The sequence below is a fragment of the Ralstonia flatus genome (genome assembly GCF_958439105.1).
Classification (GTDB): Bacteria; Pseudomonadota; Gammaproteobacteria; order Burkholderiales; family Burkholderiaceae; genus Ralstonia; species Ralstonia flatus.
In genome coordinates this window covers 67429-90597 of record NZ_CAUDLI010000010.1, presented here as the reverse complement: position 1 = coordinate 90597, position 23169 = coordinate 67429, and the positions used below count along the sequence as shown (strand labels likewise).

The 23169-nt window shown below is 60.5% G+C and carries 15 protein-coding genes; 11 read left to right on the top strand and 4 right to left on the bottom strand.

What is annotated here, in order from left to right:
* The first annotated feature begins 60 nt into the window (after positions 1-60).
* The 5 genes from rfaE1 to R2676_RS20665 are packed head-to-tail and all read left to right on the top strand — an operon-like array spanning position 61 to position 5130.
* On the top strand, positions 61-1479 hold the full coding sequence (gene rfaE1, locus R2676_RS20685) for a D-glycero-beta-D-manno-heptose-7-phosphate kinase (protein ID WP_316857607.1): 1419 nt from the start codon (positions 61-63) through the stop codon (positions 1477-1479).
* The gene (gene gmhA, locus R2676_RS20680) at positions 1476-2054 is read left to right on the top strand and encodes a D-sedoheptulose 7-phosphate isomerase (protein WP_206273752.1); all 579 of its coding nucleotides are present in this window, start codon (positions 1476-1478) and stop codon (positions 2052-2054) included. The genes rfaE1 and gmhA overlap by 4 nt, the downstream gene beginning before the upstream one ends.
* 32 nt (positions 2055-2086) lie before the next feature.
* Positions 2087-3121 carry a GDP-mannose 4,6-dehydratase gene (gmd, locus tag R2676_RS20675; RefSeq protein ID WP_206273753.1) on the top strand — a complete coding sequence of 345 codons (1035 nt, stop codon included), beginning with the start codon at positions 2087-2089 and terminating at the stop codon, positions 3119-3121.
* A gap of 3 nt (positions 3122-3124) precedes the next feature.
* Positions 3125-4018, top strand: a complete 894-nt coding sequence (locus R2676_RS20670) for an NAD-dependent epimerase/dehydratase family protein (RefSeq protein WP_206273754.1) — start codon at positions 3125-3127, stop codon at positions 4016-4018.
* Entirely contained in the window at positions 4015-5130 is a 1116-nt protein-coding gene (locus R2676_RS20665; protein ID WP_206273755.1) for a glycosyltransferase family 4 protein, read from the top strand. Before R2676_RS20670 ends, R2676_RS20665 begins: the two co-directional genes overlap by 4 nt.
* A gap of 13 nt (positions 5131-5143) precedes the next feature.
* Here R2676_RS20665 and R2676_RS20660 read toward each other — a convergent pair whose 3' ends face one another.
* From R2676_RS20660 to R2676_RS20645, 4 genes are read right to left on the bottom strand one after another with little or no spacing between them, the layout of a single operon-like run.
* Positions 5144-6424, bottom strand: coding sequence for a glycosyltransferase family 4 protein (locus tag R2676_RS20660; RefSeq protein ID WP_206273756.1), 1281 nt, complete (start codon positions 6422-6424; stop codon positions 5144-5146).
* A gap of 44 nt (positions 6425-6468) precedes the next feature.
* A complete protein-coding gene (locus R2676_RS20655) occupies positions 6469-7122 on the bottom strand; it encodes an ABC transporter ATP-binding protein (RefSeq protein ID WP_206273757.1) in 654 nt (217 codons plus the stop codon).
* A complete protein-coding gene (locus R2676_RS20650; RefSeq protein WP_206273807.1) occupies positions 7119-7919 on the bottom strand; it encodes an ABC transporter permease in 801 nt (266 codons plus the stop codon). Before R2676_RS20650 ends, R2676_RS20655 begins: the two co-directional genes overlap by 4 nt.
* Before the next feature lies 1 nt (position 7920).
* Positions 7921-9063 (bottom strand): hypothetical protein, encoded by a 1143-nt coding sequence (locus tag R2676_RS20645; RefSeq protein ID WP_316857620.1) that lies wholly within the window; start codon positions 9061-9063, stop codon positions 7921-7923.
* 402 nt (positions 9064-9465) lie between these two features.
* On the opposite strand from R2676_RS20645, the gene R2676_RS20640 reads away from it, so the two are divergent.
* From R2676_RS20640 to R2676_RS20615, 6 genes are all read left to right on the top strand, one after another.
* The gene (locus R2676_RS20640) at positions 9466-10674 is read left to right on the top strand and encodes a capsule biosynthesis protein (RefSeq protein ID WP_206273808.1); all 1209 of its coding nucleotides are present in this window, start codon (positions 9466-9468) and stop codon (positions 10672-10674) included.
* Complete coding sequence (locus R2676_RS20635; protein ID WP_206273760.1) at positions 10667-11452, top strand: SDR family NAD(P)-dependent oxidoreductase; 786 nt, start codon at positions 10667-10669, stop codon at positions 11450-11452. The genes R2676_RS20640 and R2676_RS20635 overlap by 8 nt, the downstream gene beginning before the upstream one ends.
* Positions 11453-11458: 6 nt before the next feature.
* Positions 11459-13027 (top strand): LTA synthase family protein, encoded by a 1569-nt coding sequence (locus R2676_RS20630; RefSeq protein WP_206273761.1) that lies wholly within the window; start codon positions 11459-11461, stop codon positions 13025-13027.
* Positions 13028-13101: 74 nt separating this feature from the next.
* Positions 13102-20781: an SDR family NAD(P)-dependent oxidoreductase gene (locus R2676_RS20625; RefSeq protein WP_316887441.1), complete on the top strand. Its 7680-nt coding sequence runs from the start codon at positions 13102-13104 to the stop codon at positions 20779-20781.
* On the top strand, positions 20778-21674 hold the full coding sequence (locus tag R2676_RS20620; RefSeq protein WP_206273763.1) for a UDP-3-O-acyl N-acetylglycosamine deacetylase: 897 nt from the start codon (positions 20778-20780) through the stop codon (positions 21672-21674). The genes R2676_RS20625 and R2676_RS20620 overlap by 4 nt, the downstream gene beginning before the upstream one ends.
* A 16-nt stretch (positions 21675-21690) precedes the next feature.
* Positions 21691-23061: an aminotransferase class I/II-fold pyridoxal phosphate-dependent enzyme gene (locus R2676_RS20615; RefSeq protein WP_206273764.1), complete on the top strand. Its 1371-nt coding sequence runs from the start codon at positions 21691-21693 to the stop codon at positions 23059-23061.
* Positions 23062-23169 lie beyond the last annotated feature (108 nt).

Sequence of the window (23169 nt, the reverse complement as noted above, 5' to 3'; positions counted from 1 at the left end):
CGCAAATAAATCGGACCGTTAGAAGCATTTACATACACAACGCGTACCAACGAAATAGAGATGAGAGCACCTAGAGTAACGGTGATCGGCGACTTGATGATAGATCACTATTTGTGGGGTAATTGCGAACGCATTTCTCCTGAAGCCCCTGTTCAGGTGGTGGATGTCCACAAGGAAACCACGGTTTTGGGCGGCGCGGGAAATGTAGTCAACAATCTCGTTGCCCTCGGCGCGCACGTAACTGTCATAGGTGCCGTTGGTAACGACGAAACGGGCAGACAGCTGACCTCCATGCTGCAAGCACCCCAAATTGTTGCATGCATGGTTACAGAAGATGGGCGTAAAACCTCCCGTAAAACTCGGGTTATTGCAGCACACCAACAAGTGGTTCGCTATGATTCCGAAACGCGCAATCCTATACAAGAAGAAACGGAACGGAAGATTCTGGCAGAATTTGAAGAGTCGCTGATTGATTCAGATATTGTTTTGTTATCGGACTACGGGAAAGGGCTGCTCACGCCGGCCCTCACCCAGCAGCTTATCCGTTCCGCAAACGCTCAGGGGAAAAAGGTACTCGTCGACCCGAAAGGGAGCGATTACTCAAAATATGCGAATGCATACTTGCTGACCCCTAACAAAAAAGAAGCAACTCAGGCCACGGGCATTTCAATCAATTCGCGTGAAAGTCTGCAACGGGCTATTACTGAATTAAAAAATCGACTTAATTTGGCAGTATCCATTATTACGCTTTCCGAGGAGGGAATCGCTGTTTGGGACAACACCCTGACAGTCAAACAAGCGGCAGCGCGAGATGTTTTTGATGTTACTGGCGCCGGCGATACTGTGCTGGCTGCTTTGGGCTACAAGCTGGCGCAGGATCATCCTCTGCATGCTAGCGTTGAATTCGCCAACCTCGCTGCGGGCGTGGTGGTTGGCAAGATAGGTAGCGCTACAGCAACGCTTGACGAGATCGCAGAATATGAAGCGTCATTACAACGACATGTATTGGGCACCAGAATCAAGAGCCGCATAGAGATTTCTTCGATTGCCGCTGCGCTTAGAAAGCAGCAAAAGAAAATTGTCTTTACGAATGGTTGTTTCGATATTTTACATCGCGGACACATAAGTTATCTGAAAGATGCCCGGAAGCTAGGCGACGTCTTAATTGTTGGCCTGAATAGCGATGCCAGCGTTAAACGCCTAAAAGGAGAAAATCGCCCCGTCAATTCGGAGGAAGACCGCGCGGTAGTGCTAAGCGCCCTTGAGTATGTCGACTATGTGGTGATCTTTGATGAGGACACCCCTTATGAATTAATCAGGGAAATTGGTGCTGATATCTTGGTAAAGGGCGGCGACTACGAAGGAAAAAACGTTGTGGGCAGTGACTTGGTGAAGGAGGTACGACTAATAAAATTCTTGGAAGGCAAAAGCACTACCTCGATCATCAACAGCATCAGGGCAAAGGAGGCGATGGCATGAGGACGACAATCCTGTCAGAATTTCAATCTCATTTGGAAACAATCGGCAAGACTATTGAAGCACTGCCGAATGATGTAGAACGGGCGAGTCGTTTGTGCGTTAGCGCACTGAAAGAAGGTAAAAAGATTCTGCTATTTGGTAATGGCGGCAGCGCAGGTGACGCTCAGCACATTGCGGCAGAATTGACAGGAAGGTATAAAACAGAACGCCGGGGTTTGCCCGGCATTGCGCTTACCACGGATACCAGCGCCCTAACCGCCATTGGGAACGACTACGGCTATGATCGGGTATTTGATCGTCAGGTCGAAGCTTTGGCCCAGAAGGGTGATGTGCTCATTGGCATCAGTACAAGCGGGAATAGTAAGAATGTTACTAACGCGCTGCACTTGGGACGAGCGTTGGGGTGCATCACAATCGGCATGAGTGGCCGCACCGGCGGTAGCATGAATGAGGTATGCGACGTAAACATCGTTGTTCCAAGCGACAACACCCCGCGCATTCAAGAAATGCATATTCTGATCGGGCATACCATCTGCCAAATCATCGACAACGAGTTGAGTGAATTAAAAACGTAATCACTATTTAGCATAGGCGTTTCGAGAATATTGTGAAGAAAGCAATCATCACCGGCATCACCGGTCAAGACGGTGCCTACCTAGCTCAACTACTCCTGGAAAAGGGCTACACCGTCTACGGGACCTATCGCCGCACCAGCTCCGTCAACTTCTGGCGCATCGAAGAGCTCGGTGTCGATCAACACCCGAACCTGCATTTGGTTGAGTACGACCTGACCGACTTGAGTGCGAGCATCCGCCTTCTGCAGACCACCAAAGCTACTGAGGTTTACAACCTCGCAGCGCAAAGCTTCGTTGGCGTGTCGTTCGACCAGCCGGTCACGACGGCTGAGATCACCGGCATCGGGCCGCTCAACCTGCTGGAGGCTATCCGCATCGTCAACCCGGAAATCCGCTTCTACCAAGCCAGCACGTCGGAGATGTTCGGCAAGGTTCAGGCGGTTCCGCAGGTCGAAAGCACGCCCTTCTATCCGCGTAGCCCGTACGGGGTCGCAAAGCTCTACGCTCACTGGATCACGATCAACTACCGCGAAAGCTACAACATCTTCGGTACCAGCGGCATTCTGTTCAATCACGAGTCACCGCTGCGTGGTCGCGAATTCGTGACACGCAAGATTACTGACAGCTTGGCCAAGATTCACCTGGGCAAGCTGGACGTGCTGGAACTGGGCAACCTCGATGCCAAGCGCGATTGGGGCTACGCCAAGGACTACGTTGAAGGCATGTGGCGCATGCTGCAGGCCGACAAGCCAGACACCTATGTGCTGGCCACCAACCGCACGGAGACGGTGCGCGACTTCGTCACGATGGCTGCCAAGGCGATCGGCACAGAGATCATGTGGGAAGGCCAAGCAGAGCAGGAGGTTGGCTACGATCGCCAAACGAACAAGGCCATCGTGAAGATCAACCCCAAGTTCTATCGCCCCGCAGAAGTCGAGTTGCTCATCGGCAATCCGGCCAAGGCCCGCGAAGAGCTCGGCTGGGAACCCAAGACCACGCTTGAACAACTGTGTCAGATGATGGTGGAGGCCGATATCCGGCGTAATCAGGCGGGCTTTTCGTTCTAACGCATGGCAAAGGTCCTGATCACCGGCATCCGCGGTTTTACTGGCCGACATCTGGCCACGGAGCTGCTTACGGCCGGTCACGAAGTCTGCGGCCTGGCACACGCATCGGCGCCAGGGGCGCCGGTGCCTGTCCACGTTTGCGATCTGCTGGATCGTGCAGCGCTGACCGAAGTGTTTGCACGCGAGCGCCCCGACGCAGTTGTACACCTCGCTGCCATTGCGTTTGTGGCGCATGGCGATGCCCAGGCGATTTACGACACCAACGTGGTCGGCACCCGCAATCTGTTGGATGCAATCCATGCTTCGGGCTGTCAACCAAAGTCAGTGCTGTTGGCTAGCAGTGCCAACGTCTACGGCAATGCGGACCGCGAGATTCTTGACGAGGCCACTCCCGCTGCGCCAGCCAACGACTACGCCGTAAGCAAGCTGGCCATGGAATACATGGCCAAGCTGTGGGAAGACAAGCTACCGATCACCATTGTTCGGCCGTTCAACTACACAGGCGTTGGTCAATCGACCAACTTCCTGCTGCCGAAGATCGTCTCGCACTTCCGCGAGCGCAAGCCTGTCCTGGAGCTGGGCAACCTGCACGTCGTACGGGATTTCTCCGATGTGCGCAGCGTCGTAGCAGCCTATGCTCGCCTGCTCGACGGCAAGGTTGCCGGCCAGACATTCAATGTTTGCTCGGGTGTCGGCTATGCGCTGAAGGACGTGCTTGCCATGATGCGCGAGCTCGCCGCGCATCAACCTGAAATCAAAGTGAATCCGGCGTTTGTGCGGGCAAACGAAGTGCACACGCTAATCGGTAGCAACGCAAAGTTGCGCGAGGCCATCGGCGAGTTGCCCACCTTTGCGCTGCGCGACACCCTGCAATGGATGCTGGAAGCGAAGGAATGAAGTTGATCTTAGCGGTGGACGCCATCAAGCCACCATTGACCGGCATCGGCCGCTACACCTGGGAACTGGCCAAGCACTACACCCAGCCCCCTCTTGCCTTGGACGAGGTCCGTTTCTTTTCTGCCGGGCGCTGGGTGGAAGATCCGGCCTCCCTTCTGCTGCCGCCGGTAACACAGCCGCGTCGACGTAAAAGCTTGCTCCCTCGCATGCCCGCCGGTTTGCGTCGCTGGAAGATGCAGCGTCAGATGCGAGGCCACGTATTTCATTCGCCAAACTACTTTCTGCCCGAGACGATGGAAAGCGGCATCGTCACCGTGCACGACTTGTCTGTCTTCAAATATCCGGAAACCCATCCGGTCGAGCGCCTGCGGCACTTCGAGCGAAGTTTCGCCTCCACGCTCAAGCGCGCCGCGCACCTTGTCACGGACTCCGAAGCGATTCGCTCAGAGGTGGTCGAATACTTCGGTTGGCCGCGCGACAAGGTCACTGCAATCAAACTCGGGGTGCCTGCGGAATACCACCCTCGCCCTCACACAGAGTTGGCAATAGACCTGAGTGAATACGGCTTGACGCCGGGCGCCTACGCGCTTTGTGTCTCCACGCTGGAGCCACGCAAACGCGTTGACCGTCTGGTGAGCGCCTATAGCACCCTTCCTTCCGCATTGCGCGAAAGCTACCCGCTTGTGCTGGCTGGCAGCAAGGGATGGTTGAGCGACACATTGCAGGCGCAGATTGCACGCGGCCAAAACGAGGGATGGCTGCACTACTTGGGCTTTGTACCGGAGCCCATTCTTCCCGCGCTTTATGCAGGTGCCCGCGCTTTTCTCTACCCCTCGGTCTACGAAGGCTTCGGGCTACCCGTTCTGGAGGCACTCGCCAGCGGCGTGCCAACACTGACATCGAACTGCTCTTCGCTGCCAGAGGTGGCTGGAGGCGCAGCATGGCTTGTCGAACCAGACAATGACGAGGCGCTACGCGAAGGCATAGAACGCGTATTGACTGATCAGCCGTGGCGTAACAACGCCGTTGCTTTGGGGAGGAGCGTTGCCGCCGCACACAGCTGGCAACAATGCGCTACCGAAACACTCGCGCTGTGCAAGCGCTTTGCCTGAGGGGGTTCTGGCATTACGCAATGTCGGCCAGCAGCGTCTTGAGCTGTTGCGCGCTTTCACGCCAGCTATGACGACGGAGATCATGGCTAAGAGGTGCATCGCCCGCCTCCAATCGACCTAGCCAATCGGCCAACTGCGGCGCGAGTTCGGCACCGGTCTGGCCAGTGAAGTAGCTGGCATGTTCGACGGCCACCTCCCGAAATACAGGTAAGTCACGTGCCAGAATCGGCATGCCGTAGTGGGCCGCCTCAACCAGCGGCAAGCCGAAGCCCTCCGCCTGGGATGCCATCAGCAGCCCGCCGAGGGTGCTGTACAACCCAGCTAGCTGAGCATCGTTCACGTCCGTCAACCAGACCAGTCTCTTACCGGCTTCGGGGTGCGTACGCAGGCGCTGTGCGAGCGAGGCCACATGCCAGCCTTCCCGCCCCGCGATAACCAGCGAGGCACCATGCCCTTCTGCCCACAGGTGCTCGAAGGCATCAAGCACCTGTTCATGGCCTTTGCGAGGCTCGACTGTGCCCACCATCAACACGCTTTGGCGTAATGAAGCCGCGCCTCTCTCCTGAAGTTGCTCCCCAAGGTCTGCGGCGCTCCACTGCGCCACAGGCAGTTCAGCCCCCAAGTGGAACCACCGAGGGGCCAGTTCACTGCCCCCGATACTGCAGTGCTGCCACAACCAAGCGGCAGTTTCATCCGCCACCGATCGCGAAATGCAGCACAAGACGTCGGCGTGCACGGAGACAGTCCGAAGCCAATGCCGGAACGATTTACGAGCGCGCGGTGTGAACCATTCGGGATGCAGCGCGGGCAGCAGATCGTAGACAACAAAAGCAAAACGTACGCCTTGAGCTCGCCAGCGAAGGAACTCGCTTTGGCGGCGGGGCGCAATACGGCTACTTAGATCGAGCCCGAGAAAAATATCGCCAGGACCGACACGCAGAGGCGAATCCTCGGTCGAGCTTGCGTGAACCCCGAGCGAAGATAGGTACGCATTGGCGTAACGGTAGGCGGTCTTGCGTGTGGCCCGTACTGGTCGAACCTCAAAACCGGGCGGTGAATCACGCAGCAGTTCCAACAGCAGCGCGCGGATGACGCGCTGGATGCCTGTGCCCGCATCGTGGCCGGCAATGATCGATACATCGACCAGCAACTGGCGGCGCCCCGCGCCAAGCGACGAGCGATTCGATGACAGGGGTAGCTGCGACGAGACGGCACGCCGCGCGACACCTGCCCAGCGCGCCGAACCCCAGATCGCAGCAAACTGCAGGGCCGCGGCCCTCGCCTTCTTATACATGCGGGCTTGGCACTAAGGTACGCGCGAGCACTGTTTGGATACCGTCACCCGGCGCTTTGCTGATAGAAGGCATAGGCGTCGTCGATCTGCTCAAACGCGTGCAGCTTGCCCTCGACCAAAACTGCCGCCCGATCGCAGTGCTCGCGAATGTAGCCTGCATCGTGACTGACGATGATCAGCGCGCGATCACGACGATGCTCGAACAACTCCTGATGGCACTTTGCATGGAAGCGGCTGTCACCAACGGCCACAATCTCGTCGATCAGAAAACAGTCGAACTCGATTGCCATCGAAATGGCAAACGCCAAACGTGCACGCATGCCGGCAGAGTAACTCTTGACCGGTTCACGCAGGTAGTAACCCAGCTCCGAGAACTCTTGAACAAACGGCTCTGCCGCTTTGGGGTCTGCACCGTAGACACGGCAGATGAAACGCAGGTTGTCCATTCCGGTCAGGCTGCCCTGGAACGCACCGCCAAACGCCAGTGGCCAGGAAACGCTCATGTCGCGCACGATCTTGCCTGACGTCGGCAATTCCGCTCCGCTAATCATCCGGATCATGGTCGACTTTCCGGCGCCGTTGCGGCCGAGAATGCCGATTTTCTCACCAGGAGCTACCTGGAGATTGATGCCATCCAGTACCCGACGGCGGCCCTGACGCGTGTGGTAGTCCTTGCAGACGTTCTGAAGCCGGATCATTCTGGTTCAACCCGTTTGCTGGCGTCGCGGGTCAACAAGAGCCCAAAGAACAGGAGAACAAGATCGGCGATCACCATGAACTCGACGTCGTAATGCGGCTTCACGAGTGAGCCAAAGTACCCTGCCCTAAGCATCTCGACACCATGAACCATCGGCAGAAATAGGACCAACTTCTGTGCGCCGACTGGCAACCACTCAACCATGAACACAGCTCCCGACAACGGGAACAGAAGGTAAGCGACAGTGTGCCAAAGCCGATCGATCGCCTCACTGCGTTCGCTAAGTGCGCCGATGATCAAACCCAGGCCGCTGCCGAAGAACGCAAGAAAGACCCACGCTCCAATCACCAATGACAGGTTCTGCGGCGGCTCCATCAGGCCCACAGTTATGAAGAGCATCGACAGCACAACTGCAGAGATGGTTGCGCCTGAAATCTCCAGCAGCAACCGGGCGAAGAACAAGTCAATCACCCGTACATTGCGGTGATAGAGAAGGCTCAAATTCGGCTGAATCGCGAGGGCGCATCGGTTAGCACAGTTCCGCCAAAGCAGTACCGACGAGTAGCCGGTGACGGCGAATGCCGTGATTGGAAGGTTGGATCCGTGGGTCGCCTTTGTCAGCGTCCACAGCGTGGTCACCCCGAGCGTGAACATCATGGGCTCGAAGAACACCCACAGGAAGCCGATGTTATGACGCCCATAGCGGGTGATGATCTCTCGCATCAACAGCGCGCCAACGACGCGCAGCTGAATCTGCAATGACCTCAAGAACGGTGTTTCGTGATGGACTGCGCTCATCTCAGTCGTGATGCTCACGTACGCCGGTCACCAGCAGGCTCAAAACACCCCACGCAATCATGCCGAGCGCGAACACCTCAAAAATCCGCTTCAACCGCTTCGGCTCAATGGCCACATCTGGTTGATTCGGCTGCACCAGGCGTTCCAGATAGAGCTGCTTGCGCTGCGCTTCGGCCCGTGCGTTCTCCAACGCGGCCATAGCGGAAGCCAGTTGCTTGTCGGCAAACTGTGAATCGAGCTGAAGCCGGGTATAGCTGGTCGCCTTGTCCGACAACGACCCCTTTGCGCCAGTCACGCCGCCCGTGGCTTCCTGGATTTGCTTCTCGACGGCAGCGATGTTGGTCTTCAGCACAGGGATCTGCGGATTCTGCGGCGCAATGGCCTGCAGTTGAGACAACTGCGTCTGCGCGCTGAACAGTTGCGCCTGTAGTGCGGTGACTTGCTGGAGTTGCAGGGCTGATTGTCTATCGGGGTCAAACACTGTATTCGACTTGCGGTAAGCCGCTAGCGCTGCCGCCGCGTCCTTCGCCTTGACAGCCGCCGCATCCACTTCAGCCCGCGCAAACTGCACCATGTCTTTAGCAGCGCGTTCGTTCATGCGGTTGATCAGGTGCTCGCTCAACTCCAACAAGGACTCGTTGATCTTGACCGCATCCTGCGAGGTGAACGAACGCACTTGCAGTGTGGTGATTGCAGAGGTGGTGTCGAACTCCACCGCGACCACGCGCTTGTTGTAGTACTTCCACAGCGACTCGAAGCTGTCGTCGAACTGGCGCAAGAATCGGCTCAGCAGATCGCCACGGTTGCCGTACGCATCGAGGATGTAGTTGCCGCGGTTGAGTTCCTTCAGGGCATCGCGCGATTCGATGTAGTCGATCACGGGATACGTGTCATCCTGCGCCCGGGAGAAACCCGTACCTTGCAGGAGCGCGCTGAGGCTGCCAGTCTGGCTTTGCCGCTGCGGACTGCGCACAACAAAGCGCGATTCAGAGACGTAGATGTCGGACGCGATGAAGCCGAAATAGACCGTTGCGAGAACGGTGGGAACCACGACGGTACCGAGAAAAAGCCGGTTAGCGTTTTTCAAACGCAACCAAAACCCATTCTTGTTTTTGGTCGCCTCAGCGGCCGCGTCTTCCCTCAGTACTGTATCCAACGTATTTTCCAAAACAGTTCGGCTCGGTGTCGCGCAGGGGCTGCTTCCCTGACCTTGGGTAAGTGTTCGACACAGGGCAATCCATCGAGAAAAGCAGAGTTATCTGCGCTCTACCAACCCAATATGACAGCTGCATGTAACCACTGCGGAGCCGCCATTTGGGGGCACTGATTATAGCCAGCGCTTCGCTGCGGCGCTATTGCAGGTCGCCGTCAGTTGCATTCGATTGACAATGGCCTGGAGGATTTTTTCTAACGAGGCATGGCCGCTTACGGTATCCTCCCACCCTGCCCGAAAGCCATACTAGGCATGCTTCGCCATGGCGCGCGGCGCCCCATCGACTTTTTTAAGTTTTCTTAACATTCAGCCGGCCGCCCCGCTTCTCTATTGATGCGCCGATCTTTTCTCGCCCTGCAAGGCACGGCTTCCCCATTTTTCCGCGAGTTGCTGTCTGCTCTACAGGAGCGCGGACACCGCGTGCAACGCGTCAATTTCTGCGGCGGCGATCTCGCATACGCCGGACCTGAGGTGGGAGTCGATTATGCAGACGAACCCCAAAACCTTACCGGTTGGTATTCCGACCTGCTTAAATCCGGCAATTTCACCGACATCCTACTCTTTGGGGATTGCAGAAAAATTCATAAGCCGGTATATCCGGTTGCCGAGCAAAATAATGTTCGTGTAAACGTTTTTGAAGAAGGTTATGTCCGCCCGCATTGGCTTACCATGGAAGCGCATGGAGTCAATGGCCGTTCACGTTTGCCGCGCGATCCGGCCTGGTATCGCGAGCATCGCTCTGCGACGCCGCCCAGCCCCACCGGCCAAACCACCGGCTACAACCTTTACGAACGGGCCTTCCACGACATCCGCTACCGCATGGCAAATGCCCTGTACGCCAGCCGCTTTCCTCACTATGAAAGCCATCGCCCCCATAACGGCTACCGCGAATACGCGGGGCTGGCCAGGCGCTTGCTTCAGCAACGCCCGCATCGCTTGGAGGCAGAGCGGCTGACGGAACGCCTCCTCACGAAGAAGCTGCCCTACTTCCTGTTCCCGCTGCAGCTGAATTCGGATTCTCAGATCCAGGTCCATTCCCCGTTTGGTAGTGTTCGCCAAGCGATCGACGAGGTACTGACATCTTTTGCAGCGCATGCCCCAGGAGATGCGCTGCTGATCATCAAGAATCATCCGCTGGACACCGGGTTGATCGAATACCGCCACTACGCCAGACAGACTGCAAAGGCGCTAGGCGTGGCCGATCGTCTCGAGTTCATTGACGCAGGTCACCTTCCAACCTTGCTCGACCATGCGTGCGGTGTGGTCGTGGTCAACAGCACGGTGGGGCTATCTGCCCTGCACCACCGCCGACCCCTCATCGCGCTTGGAACGGCCATCTATGACATGCAGGGCATGACGTGGCAAGGCACCCTGGATGCATTCTGGAATGAGGCAGAAGGACCGGATATGGCCCTGTACCAAGCCTTCCTGGACTATCTGGTGCACCACACGCAAATCAACGGCGACTTTTATACGCGCACCGGCATCGCCATGGCCACGGCCGGTGCGGTAAAGCGACTGGAGACAGTGGCCCATGTCTGATCGCCGCCCTCGTTGCATCGTCATTACCGGTGCGAGCGCCGGGATTGGCCAGGCACTGGCTCACGCCTACGCCGAACCCGGGGTCACGCTTGGATTGGCTGCGCGCGATGCAGTGCGACTGGAAGCCTGCGCGCAGCAGTGTAGGCAGGCAGGTGCCACCGTAGTCACGGCGCAAGTGGATGTCCGTGATGCCGACGCCGTCGCTGCATGGCTAACGGCATTCGACGATGCGCACCCGATCGATCTGCTAATCGCAAACGCAGGGGTGGCGAGCACGCTTTCTTCGTCCAGCGACTGGGAAGACCTCGCTCGCACGCGCGAGGTCTTTGACACCAACTTCTACGGTGCATTCCACACACTGCTGCCCGTGCTGGAACGCCTGCGCGCACGAAAGTGTGGGCACGTAGCAGTGGTCAGCTCGCTTGCTGCTATTCGCGGCATGGCCATCTCACCGGCCTATTGCGCGAGCAAATCGGCCATCAAAGCCTACGGCGAGTCGGTGCGGCCGTTGCTGGCGGCCGATGGTGTGCGTCTGTCGCTGGTGTTCCCCGGTTTCGTCAAGACGGCGATGAGCGACGTCTTTCCCGGCGACAAGCCCTTTCTGTGGTCGGCGGACAAGGCAGCCCGGTATATCCGCACAAAGCTGGAGGCCGGGCGAGCGGAGATCGCCTTTCCGGCACTGCTGGCGCTGGGCATGCGCCTGCTGCCGTTGCTACCGCCGTTGCTGGGTGACCGCATTCTGGACAGACTTTCTTACCTGCCCCGGGCAGAGCGCTGACACAACATGTCAGGCGCAGCCATCTTCCTGTTTGCGCTCGCGATGTCGTTCCTGCCGGACGCCATTGCTTTGCCGCGCTGCGCACCCCCGTGGCGGCGCAGTACGGCAGCGCTTGCCACGCACGCATTTTCGGTAGCGACGGTGTTCCTGCTGACCCTCGCGGTATCGACACGCCCCTTGTTTGCCGGATTCGTGGCGTTGTCGCTGACCGGACTGTTGGTGGTAGTGAGCAACGCCAAGTACGCCTCGCTGCGCGAACCGCTCGTCTTCACAGACCTGAGCCTGTTTAGCCAGCTGTTCCGGCATCCGCGCATGTACCTGCCATTCCTAAGCGCTGGCAGCGTGCTTGTGCTGGGCATCGGTGTGGCGGTCTTCATGGGTGTGCTTGTGCTCAGCACCCCCTTGCCGGAAGCGTCGCAAGGGCTGCTTGTGGGCGGCGCGGCAGTTTGTGCCCTGATACACGCGCTGGCCGCGCGCGCCCTACCACTGACAAATCAACCCGACACCGATCAGAGCCACCACGGCTTCTATACCGTGTTCGTGGCGGGGCTGCTGAATGGCTTGCGTCCGTCAACAGGAAAAACGCTGCGGACGGCGATGAGTCGCGGTCCGTTTTCGCGCACGGCTGAACCGGCGACTCGGCCCGACGTGATCGTCATCCAGAGCGAGTCGTTCTTTGATGCACGCCGGCTTGGCCCTGAAGTACGCGCCGATCTGCTGCCGTACTTCGATGCAACCTGTGCCGGAGCCGTCCAATGCGGCCAATTGGAGGTGCCCGCCTGGGGAGCCAACACGATGCGTACGGAGTTTTCACTGCTTTCCGGCCTGGGTGCTGCCGAGCAGGGTTACGCACGGTTCTACCCGTATGCCTATATCCGCAAACCGTGTACGTCGCTGGCGGGGTGGTTTAGCCGCGCGGGTTACCACACCGTGGCAATGCATCCGTATCACGGAGATTTTTTTGGCCGGGACCGCGTGATGCCATTGCTGCATTTCGACCAGTTTCTCGACATACGTCACTTCGACGGAGCACAGCGGGCAGGCCCGTATGTCGCCGATCTTGCCGTGGCCGATGCCATTCAGGCGCAACTGGAAGCTGCCGGCGATTCGCCGGCATTCATCATGGCGATGACGATCGAAAACCACGGGCCACTGCATTTGGAACGCGTGTCCGCCGGCGAGGCCGCCTCGTACCATGCATTTGGCGAAGGCAAACCGTGGGATGACCTGACGGCCTATCTGCGCCACCTAGTGAATGCGGATGCCATGATCGGGCAACTGACACGCTATCTGGCTGGCCGCAAACGACCCGCAGTCCTGTGTTTCTATGGAGACCACGTGCCAGCGCTATCGGAGGTTTATCGCCAAACCGGCGTGCAGCCCACGGATAGCGAGTATCTGATCTGGCGCAGCGACGCTGCCCCCACACCGTCGCCTCGACAGGAGCGCGTGCGGACACGTATCGAATCGTTGGGACAACTGCTGATCGACTTGATCAGCGTACCGTTACCGGCATCACACGGTGCCGGAGCATCAAGAACAAACGCGGCAAGCACGGAGAACCAGCAACACTAGTTCTGCGATCTTGGTGCGCACCAGGATGGCAGCGTGAAGCCGCAAGCACAGTAGAAATTGAGCAGGTTAAGAAGATGAAGGATGCAATCGCTGTTGTCGGAATGTCGTGTCGGTTTCCGGGCGGAGTTCACAGCCCGGAGGATTACTGGAGACTCCTGGTCGCCGAAACCGATGCCGTGACCGAGGTGCCTTCCGATCGGTTCAGCACCGAGTTTTATCAACACCCTTCCAAACGGGAACCGGGCAAAAGCTATACCTTCGCGGCAGGCGTCATCGATAACGTGGCGGGCTTCGACGCGGAGTTTTTTGGGATCTCGCCGCGCGAAGCGCAGCAGATGGATCCGCAGCAACGCTTGCTACTTGAGCTGGCCTGGGAAGCCTTTGAGCACGCCGGGCATGCGCCCAAGCAGATGGCCGGACAGGATTGCGCGGTGTTCATCGGTGTAGCGGCGCAGGACTACGGCGACCGCGGCGTCGACGACCTCAGTGTCGTCGACGCCTATTCCGCCACCGGCAACACGCTCAGCATCGCGTCCAACCGCATCTCGTATCTGTTTGACCTGCGCGGCCCCAGCATGTCGATCGACACGGCGTGTTCCTCTTCGCTGGTGGCACTGCACCAAGCATGCAATGCAATTCGCGCTGGCGAAGTTGAAACCGCACTTGCCGGAGGCGTCAACCTGCTGCTGCACCCGTTCCCGTTTGTCAGCTTTGCCAAAGCGTCCATGCTGTCGCCCACTGGGCGATGCCGTGCGTTCGATGCTTCGGGCGACGGTTACGTGCGGGCCGAAGGTGGTGCGCTGGTAGTGCTCAAGTCGCTGTCCAAAGCGCTGGCCGACGGTGACACGATCCATGCCGTGATCGCGTCTTCGGGTGTCAACTCGGACGGCCATTCCCAAGGCGGGATCAACGTGCCTGCCTCCGCAACGCAGGCGGCGCTCTTGGAAAACGTTTACGCGCGTGCCGGCATCGACCCGCGCGAGCTGGACTATCTCGAGGCACATGGCACCGGCACCGCTGTTGGAGACCCCATCGAAACGCGGGCACTGATCGACGTCATCGGCAGGCTGCGCACACCCGAGGCACCGCTGCTGATCGGCTCGGCCAAGACCAACGTAGGTCATCTCGAAACAGCGTCCGGCATGGCGGGCCTAATCAAGGCGATCCTGTGCCTGAAGCACCGCGCGGTGCCGGCAACAATCCATTTCCGCACGCCAAACCCGAATATCGACTTCACTGGCGGCAACTTGCGTGTGGTCGATCGCTACACGGCGCTGCCGCCCAAAGACTCGCCACTGCTGATTGGCGTAAATTCGTTTGGTTTCGGTGGAACCAATGCCCATGTGCTGCTGCGCGAGGCAACACCGGTACCTCACGCAGCCGTAACGGGCAAGGCGACGAGCACAAGCGCTGCGCCGAGTCGCCCTGCCCCACTCATGCTCACCGCGCGCTCAGAGGAGGCACTGCGGGCACTGGCCGCCGCCTATCGTGACCAGCTGAGTTCCGGTGCGTCGTGGCACGCGCTAGCAGCGGCCACGGCTCATCGCAGGCAGCCCCTCCACCATCGGGCGGTCATGGACCCGTCAGATGCCGGAGTTGGCGCGGAAGGCATCATGGCCCTGGCAGCACTGGCACAAGGCGAAATCGCACCGGCCGCCATTGTCGCCGAAGCGGTCGCCAACGACTGCAAACTGACATTGGTGTTCTCTGGCAATGGCTCGCAATGGGCGGGCATGGGGCAGCGTCTGCTGCAGGAAGACGACGTCTTCCGCGCGACCGTAGAGCAGATCGACACTTTCTGGTGCGCCGATGGCAGCGCCTCCCTGCTCGAAGTCATGCGTGATGGCGCTGTTGCCGAGTGGCTCCAGCGTACTGAGAACGCGCAACCGCTATTGTTCGCCATGCAGGCTGGCATCGTTCATTCGTTGCTCGCGCAGGGGTTGCGCTTCGACGCATGCTATGGCCATAGCGTGGGCGAAGTGGCGGCTGCGTATGCCGCTGGTGCCCTGTCAATGCAGCAGGCCGTGCGCGTCATCAAGGTGCGCAGCCGTGCGCAGGCGCTGACCGCCGGCCAGGGCAAGATGGCGGCAGCGGGCATGAGCGAAGACGCAGCGCGCGCACTGATCGCCGAGTTGGGTCTGGATGACGACCTTGAAATCGCGGGCATCAACAGCCCTGGCGCGGTCACGCTGGCCGGCTCGCTCGCCGCGTTGGAGGCCATGCAGTTGCGCTTGGCCCAGACAGGCCAGTTCTTCCAAGTGCTTGATCTGGACTATGCCTTCCACAGCAGGCAGATGGATGCTATTCGCGATGTCGTTGTCGACGGCTTGCGCGATCTGAAGCCGCAAGCCACGCACTGCACCTTCCTGTCGACGGTGACGGGCACGCCTTTGTCGGGCATCGAGCTGGACGCCAGCTATTGGTGGCGCAATATCCGCGAACCCGTCCAGTTCGAGCCTGCGACGCGCCAGCTGATCGATAGCGGCATGCGGCTGTTCCTTGAAGTTGGGCCGCATTCGATCCTGCGCACTTACGTGTCGCAATCTTTGGAAGCCGCACGTGTGAGCGGCATCGCGCTTCCGACGCTCAAGCGCAACCTCGACCAGGGCAGCCAACTACGCCACGCCTTCTGTGCTGCACTCGCGCACGGCGCCCGGCTCGACCGCGATGCCGTCTTCCCCAACGCCCACCGCGAGGTGGTGCTGCCAACCTATCCCTGGCAGCGCACGCCGTACTGGGCACCCATTACGGCTGAAGGCTACGATCTCGTCCACCGGCACCGGGAGCACCCGCTGCTTGGCTACCGGTTAAAGGACTGTGCCGCCGCCTGGGAAAACCAGCTTGACCCCGTCAAGCTCCCGATGCTTGCCAGCCATGTGGTGGACGGTGCAGTGACCTTCCCGGGCGCCGGCTACGCGGAAATGGCGCTGGCCGCGGCGCGCAGCTACTTCGGCACCGTCAGCTGCGCAGTGGAGAACCTGGAGATTCGCACCCCGGTGGTGTTCCAGCCCCAACAAGGCCGCCTCTTCCGTTTGACGCTGGACCCGCGCACCGCGGGCTTCGTCATCGAGACCCGCCCCCGGGTGAGCGACGACCCTTGGACCATCAATGTGGTGGGCCGCCTGCTGGTCGGCGGTCCGCCGCAAACGGTGCCAGTGGAACCGCAATGCGTGGCCGTGCTCGAAGCGCAAGCTCCCATCGCGGGCAGCGCGCTATATGAAGCGGCACGCGCGGTCGGCTTGGAGTTTGGCGAGGCCTTCCGCTGGGTGCAAGCTGTCCGAATCGACGGCGACGTTGCGCTCGCTGAGCTTGCCGTGCCTGCCTCGCAGCAGGACCAGTTGGAGCGCTATGCGATGCATCCTGGCGCGCTGGACAGCGGCCTGCATCCGCTATTGGCGCTGATGGCATCTGGAAAGCCTGGCGCCAGTCAGGCTGCGTACGTACCGGTCCAGTTTGGACGAATGGACTACTTTGGCGGTGTGCCGGCTCGAGTGGTGGCACGCGTCGAACGCCGCAGCCCACATTCGCTGGTCGCCAACTTCCACTACCTGGACACGGCCGGCAATACGGTGTTGAAGCTCTCCGCATGCCGCTTCCGCCGCGTCGACCTGGTGGGTCGCCGCCATGGCAAACCGGGGCGCTACGTCTACACGCTGGAAGCCACGCCAACGACCGAGGCAACCGCAGCAGCGGTATCGTCGCCGGCCAGCCTGCTGGCCAAGGCCTCCACCGCTGTGGCAGCCAGGGAAGACGCCGCGCACCGCAATCGACACCTCGTCGAAGTCCTGCCTCTGATCGACGTGCTGGCTGCGGCCTACGCCTTGCGCGCTGTGGAAGCGCTTGACGTGCTCGGCAAAGCCGAACTGCCGGCTTGTGCGAACCCCGCACTGCTCGCGAGGCTAGTCGACATGCTGGTGGAAGATGCAGTCCTGGTCCGCCTTGACGGCAAGCTGACCGCGGGCGAAGAAACGCTTCCGACCATTGACGAACTCTGGCGGAGCGTGTTGTCACTGTCGCCGGGCCACGTTGCCGAACTGACGCTTCTTGCCCATTGTGGCGCTGCACTTCCCGCCGTCCTGCGCGGAGAACGTGAAGCCGCCGCCGTGCTACCCCCGGTACGCAACAGCCTTCTGGACCACCTGTTCGAGGCGTCCCCGACGTGGACGCATGTGAACGCAATGGCCCGAGCCAGCCTGGATGCCTGCATCGAGGCGTGGACCGAGCGACGCCCGATGCGCGTGCTGGAAATTGTTACGCCACAAGCCAACGTGTTCGAGCCGATCGCGGCTCACCTGCAGGGCCGCTGCGATTACACCATTGCAGGCAGTGCGGAACAACTCGATGCTTTTGATACAGGTCGCCATCCGCTGGTCCGAACCGCGACCCTGCAGTTGGGCGATCAGCCAGAACTCATCGTCGAGACCGGCCGTAGCCGCACGTTCGACGTGGTAGTGCTCAACAACCTGCTGCGTGCGTCGGACGGGCCGCATCGATTGTTGGCGGCGATACGCACGTGGATGGCGCCAGGTGCGCTGCTGGTGCTCAGCGAGGCGCAACCGAGCCGCTTCTCGGACATTGTGTTCGGCCTGTCGCCCGATTGGTGGTTCACCAGCCGCGGTGACCTGCTCCCTGCAGAGTCCATTGAAGCGATGTTGCTTGCCGAGGGCTTCCAGACACCGGCCCGCCATATCGAGGCTGATCTTCAGATCGAGGGCGCGCCTGCGCTGCTACTGGCTCGCCGTCAGTTTGGTCGCCAAGCTGATTCGCGCGATATCGCGGAGATGGTCCTGGACGGCACCGACAGCACCGAGAGCATCGCCGAACGCCTTGCTGCAAACTGGCTGATCGTATGCCCCGGCACACCTGGCGACCTCGCCACCACGCTGGCTGCTGCGATTGACGACACGATCGCAGGTACAAGTCCGACTAGCCACGCCCGGCGGGCGGCATTGGTAGATTCGCCCGAAGCGGCACTAGCGCACGCAGCATTGAGCGACACTGGGACACCGTGCCAAATCATCTTCCTCGCTGCCGATGCCCCGCGGCTTGGCGATGATGCGGATGCGACCGCTCTGATGCAGGCGCAGGAGCCTACCTCAGTGGCGTTAGCGCGCTTGGCGCGCGGCTTGAGCGGCAAGCGTGCCAGCGCGCGGCTGTCGATCATTACCTGCGGTGGCGCGCCGCTGGCCGTGCCAGGCATGCCCGCCTCGGCGCTACAGCCATCGCAGGCTACTCTATGGGGTCTGGGCCGCGTGCTGATGAACGAGCACGCCGAACTGCAATGTAGGCTCATCGATATCGATCCGCGCGAGCCGCTGCCGGTCCCTCTGCTCTGCCGTGAACTAGTGAGCGGCGATGTGGAAGACGAAGTTGTGCTCACCCCGGAAGCGCGCTATGTGTCGCGCATGGTGTCCGCAGAAGTCGCCGAACTTCGAGACCAGGCCACGCGGTCTGAGCTCAGCGCATCGACCACGCCTGCTGTGCTCGGCTTTGAATCGGCAGGCTCGCTCAGCCACCTGCGGTGGTTCCCGTTGCCAGCATTCAACCTGGAGCCCGACGAAGTTGAAGTCGAACCGATGGCCGCGGGCTTGAATTTTCGGGACGTCATGTATGCGATGGGATTGCTGTCCGACGAAGCCGTAGAGAACGGCTTTGCCGGTCCAACCATTGGCATGGAGTTCTCCGGCCGCGTCACCCGCGTGGGCAGCGCTATCACGAATTTCGCCACCGGCGATTTAGTGCTCGGCTTTGCACCGGCCTGCTATGCAAGCCGGCTGCGCACCCGCGCAACAGCACTGGCACACAAACCCGCACGACTGAGCTTTGAAGAAGCGGCGACGATCCCAACGACCTTCTTTACGGCGCATTACGCGCTAAACGAGCTGGCGCGTCTTCGCAAAGGGGAGCGGGTACTGGTGCACGGCGCAGCCGGTGGCGTTGGCATTGCCGCCGTGCAACTGGCCCGCCACCTTGGCGCTGAAGTTTTCGCTACTGCCAGCAGCAACGAAAAACGTGAATTCGTGCGACTGCTTGGCGCCCACCGCGTGTTCGACTCTCGGAGCTTGGCATTTGCCGACGATATCCGGCATGCAACAGGCGGCGAAGGCGTGGATGTCGTCCTCAACTCGCTCGCCGGCGAAGCAATGGTGCGCAGCATCGACGTGCTGCGCCCATTCGGGCGCTTCCTCGAGCTGGGCAAGCGCGATTTCTACGAAAACAGCCGTATCGGCCTGCGACCCTTCCGCAATAACATCAGCTATTTCGGGATTGACGCCGACCAACTGATGGATGCGTCGCCGCAACTCACTGCTGCCCTGTTCAGCCAGGTGATGGCACTGCTGGAACAGGGTGTGCTCGACCCGTTGCCGTACCGCGCCTTCCCCGCCGAGCGCATCGAGGAAGCCTTCCGCTACATGCAGCAGGCGCGCCAAATTGGCAAGATCGTCGTCACCTTCGCTGACGGGGTGCCAGCACCGCAACAGACCATCGACGCAGAGCGCTTGGCGTTGGATCCCGCAGCAGCCTACTTGGTCGCAGGTGGTACCGGTGGTCTAGGCTTTGCCACGGCACGCTGGATGGTGGAGCGCGGCGCGCGCCATCTGGTGCTGGCCAGCCGACGGGGCGCGCTCGCGCCCGAACTGGCCGAGGAAGCTGCGCGCTGGCGCGACACGCTCCAAGTTGACACTGCGGTTGTGTCTTGCGACCTCAACGATCGTTCAGCGGTGCAAGCGCTCATCGACGGGCTTGCCAACCGCGGCACGCCTCTCAAGGGCCTCGTGCACTCTGCAATGACCATCGCCGATGGCCTGATTGTCAACCTGGACGACATGCGGATGCGGGATGTGCTGGCGCCGAAAGTCGCCGGGGCCTGGAACCTGCATCAGACTACGGCCGGGCTGGCCCTGGACTTCTTCGTGGTGTATTCGTCGGCTACGACCTTCCTTGGCAACCCGGGGCAGTCCAATTACGTAGCGGCCAACGCTTTCCTCGAAGCACTGGTTCACCAACGTCGTGCGCAGGGATTGCCGGGCACCTATATGGCGTGGGGCCCGCTTGAGGACGTGGGTTTCCTTGCCCGCAACGCTCACACGCTTGAGGCGTTGCAGACCCGCATTGGCGGACGCGCAATCACCTCGGCCCAGGCAATGGCAGCGCTTGAGCAAGTTCTACAACGTGGCCGTGCCGGCGAGGCGGTGCTGTGGCTGGATTGGGAATCTATCTCACGTGTCATGCCAGCCGCCCGCTCGCTCCGCTATCTTGACATGCGTAGCGGCACAGGCAGCGAATCGCAGCACTCCGATGGCGCAAGCCTGCAGGCCGACATCCGTGCGCTTGGCGCCGCCGAAGCCGCACAGCTAGTGATCGAGACTCTGCAAGCGCAGATTGCGCGGATTCTCCATCTCCCCGCCAGTAAGATCGATCCCGACCGCTCGGTGACCGATCTGGGCATGGACTCGCTGATGGGCATGGAATTGGGCATGGCCATCGAAGAGTGCTTCGAAGTCAAGCTGCCAGTGATGATGCTTGCCGAAGGCGCGACGGTGCGCTCACTCGCGCAGAAGATCGCCGAATCGGTGCGCGCGGGCGCAACGGGAGGCCAAGAAGCCAGCCCTGCAAACGATGTCGCCCAGCAATTGGCGTCGCTGTCAGCCATTCATGGCGCGGAAATGAGCAGCGACGAACTGCAGCAGATGGCCCGCGAAATGGGTGTCCAACGTCAGGTCACCGACGTTGTCCCCGAGACGACGCCATGATTGCCACGCACGGCTGGGCACCTGACCAAGGAACACTAGCACGCGAGTTGCGGCTGTCGGGCCACGGGCTGCATACGGGCCAGCGCGTCAATGTGCGCGTGCACCCAGAAGGGGTGGGGCACGGTATCGTCTTCCGGCGCATGCGTAACGGCCGGCAGCTTGCAAGGCTGCCAGCCTCTGCGTCGCTGCGCCTGGCACAGCCGCTCTGCACTGCACTCGAGAATGCTGACGGGTGGCGCATACGCACGGTTGAACATCTGCTTGCGGCATTGCTAGCCGCCCAGATCGACCACGCCACTGTCGAGATGGATGCCGAGGAAGTGCCGATCCTTGATGGCAGCGCGCTGCCGTGGCTGCACGCGATTGAGGCTTGTGGACGTCTCGCCTTGGATGCGCCCAAGCGTTTTCTACGCATTCTCGACTCGGTCACGGTTGACGACGGCCCCATGCACCGCACAACCCTTGCGCCAGCCGACCACTATGAAATGTCAGTCACCAACGACCTCAAGGGCTTCGGCGAAATGAACTGGCAGGGCGTCATCGATCCAGCGTCGTTCGCGGCGGGCATCGCACCATCACGCTCATATGGACGCCTGCGCTGGGCGCTACCTGCCATTCTGTTCGGCTACCTGCGCGGCAAGCCAATTCTCCGTGGCGCGAGGCCGTCATGCACCGCCACCATTGTGGGCGCGAAGGTGATTGGCGGCATGCGCCTGCCCATGGAGTTCGTGCGGCACAGGGTACTCGACATGATCGGCGATCTCGCCCTACTTGGCGCGCCACTCCAGGGCAAGGTCACGGCCTTGCGCCCCAGTCACGAAATGAACTACCGGCTTTGCGCCGCCCTGCTCGCCCGGCCCAATGCTTGGGAATGGGCGACCACCACTCTCTAACGAAGGAATCCGCGGTATGGGACTGGGAGACCAGTTGCGGCAGCAACTCGCTGCGAAGGCCTTGAAGCGACAGCTTGAACGGGTCACGAAGGAAATGGGAACGGGCGCAGAGCACGCCGTCGCGGCTGCGCACGTCGGAGACGCGCCAACGGCGCGGTCGGCACAGTCGACGGCCGTGTCGGACTATGCCGCATTGTGCCGTTTCGACACGCTGCCCGCGTACCAACAGGTCTCGATCATCCGCAAGGCCAGCGAGCACATGGGCATCGCTTCTCCGTTCTTTCGGGTGCACGAAGGTGTGGCCGGCGCAACCACGCAGATCGATGGCCAAAGCTATATCAACTTTGCCAACTACAACTATCTCGGCCTGGCTGGCGATCCCGTGGTCTCGGCCAGCGCCAAGGCCGCGATCGATCAGTACGGCACGTCGGCCTCCGCGAGCCGCATGGTGGCCGGCGAGCGGCCGGTGCAGCGCCAGCTGGAGCGAGCGCTTGCGCGTATCTACGAAGTCGATGACTGTGTCGCCTTCGTGAGCGGGCATGCCACGAACGTCACAGTGATAGGTTGCCTGTTTGGCCCCGGTGACTTGATCGTGCACGACTCACTAGCCCACAACAGCATCGTCCAGGGAGCACAGCTCAGCGGCGCAAAGCGACTGAACTTCCCGCACAACGACTGGGCTGCGCTGGATGCGCTGCTGGCGCGCGTGAGGCGCGAGTATCGGCGCGTGTTGATCGCTGTGGAAGGCATCTACAGCATGGATGGCGACTTTCCGGAATTGGAACGTTTCATTGATATCAAGCGACGCCACAGCGCCTTCCTGATGGTCGATGAAGCGCATTCGTTCGGTGTACTCGGTGCGACCGGCAAAGGTATTCGAGAGCATTTCGGGCTGGCCGGTCGTGACGTCGATATCTGGATGGGCACTTTCAGCAAGACAATGGCCGGCTGCGGTGGCTACATCGCCGGCGAGCAAGCGCTGATCGACATCCTGCGTCACTTGGCACCCGGCTTCCTGTATAGCGTAGGATTATCTCCAGTGCTGGCAGCCGCCTCCCTGACGGCCCTCCAGCGCATGCTCGAAGAGCCGCAGCGGGTCACCACACTTCGCGAGCGCGGGCGTCAGTTCTTGGACGCCGCACGCGAGGCAGGCCTCAATACTGGCCTGAGTGCAGGATACTCGGTCGTGCCGGTGATCATCGGCAGCTCGCTCAAAGCCGCGCAATGGGCCAATGCCTTATTCGAGAAAGGCATCAACACGCAACCGATCTTCTATCCTGCTGTGGAGGAAAAAGCCGCGCGGCTGCGCTTTTTCATCTGCTGCACCCACACACCGGAACAGATCGCCTACACGGTAGAGTCCGTCGCACAATTGGCGCGTCGCTGAGATGATTACGACCCGGCAGATTTGCGCGCAATTCGGCTCTGCACTCAGCTTCCGCCCGGCCATGGCAAGCGATGCCGCCGCCCTCGCCCCATTGGTACTGGCTTCCGG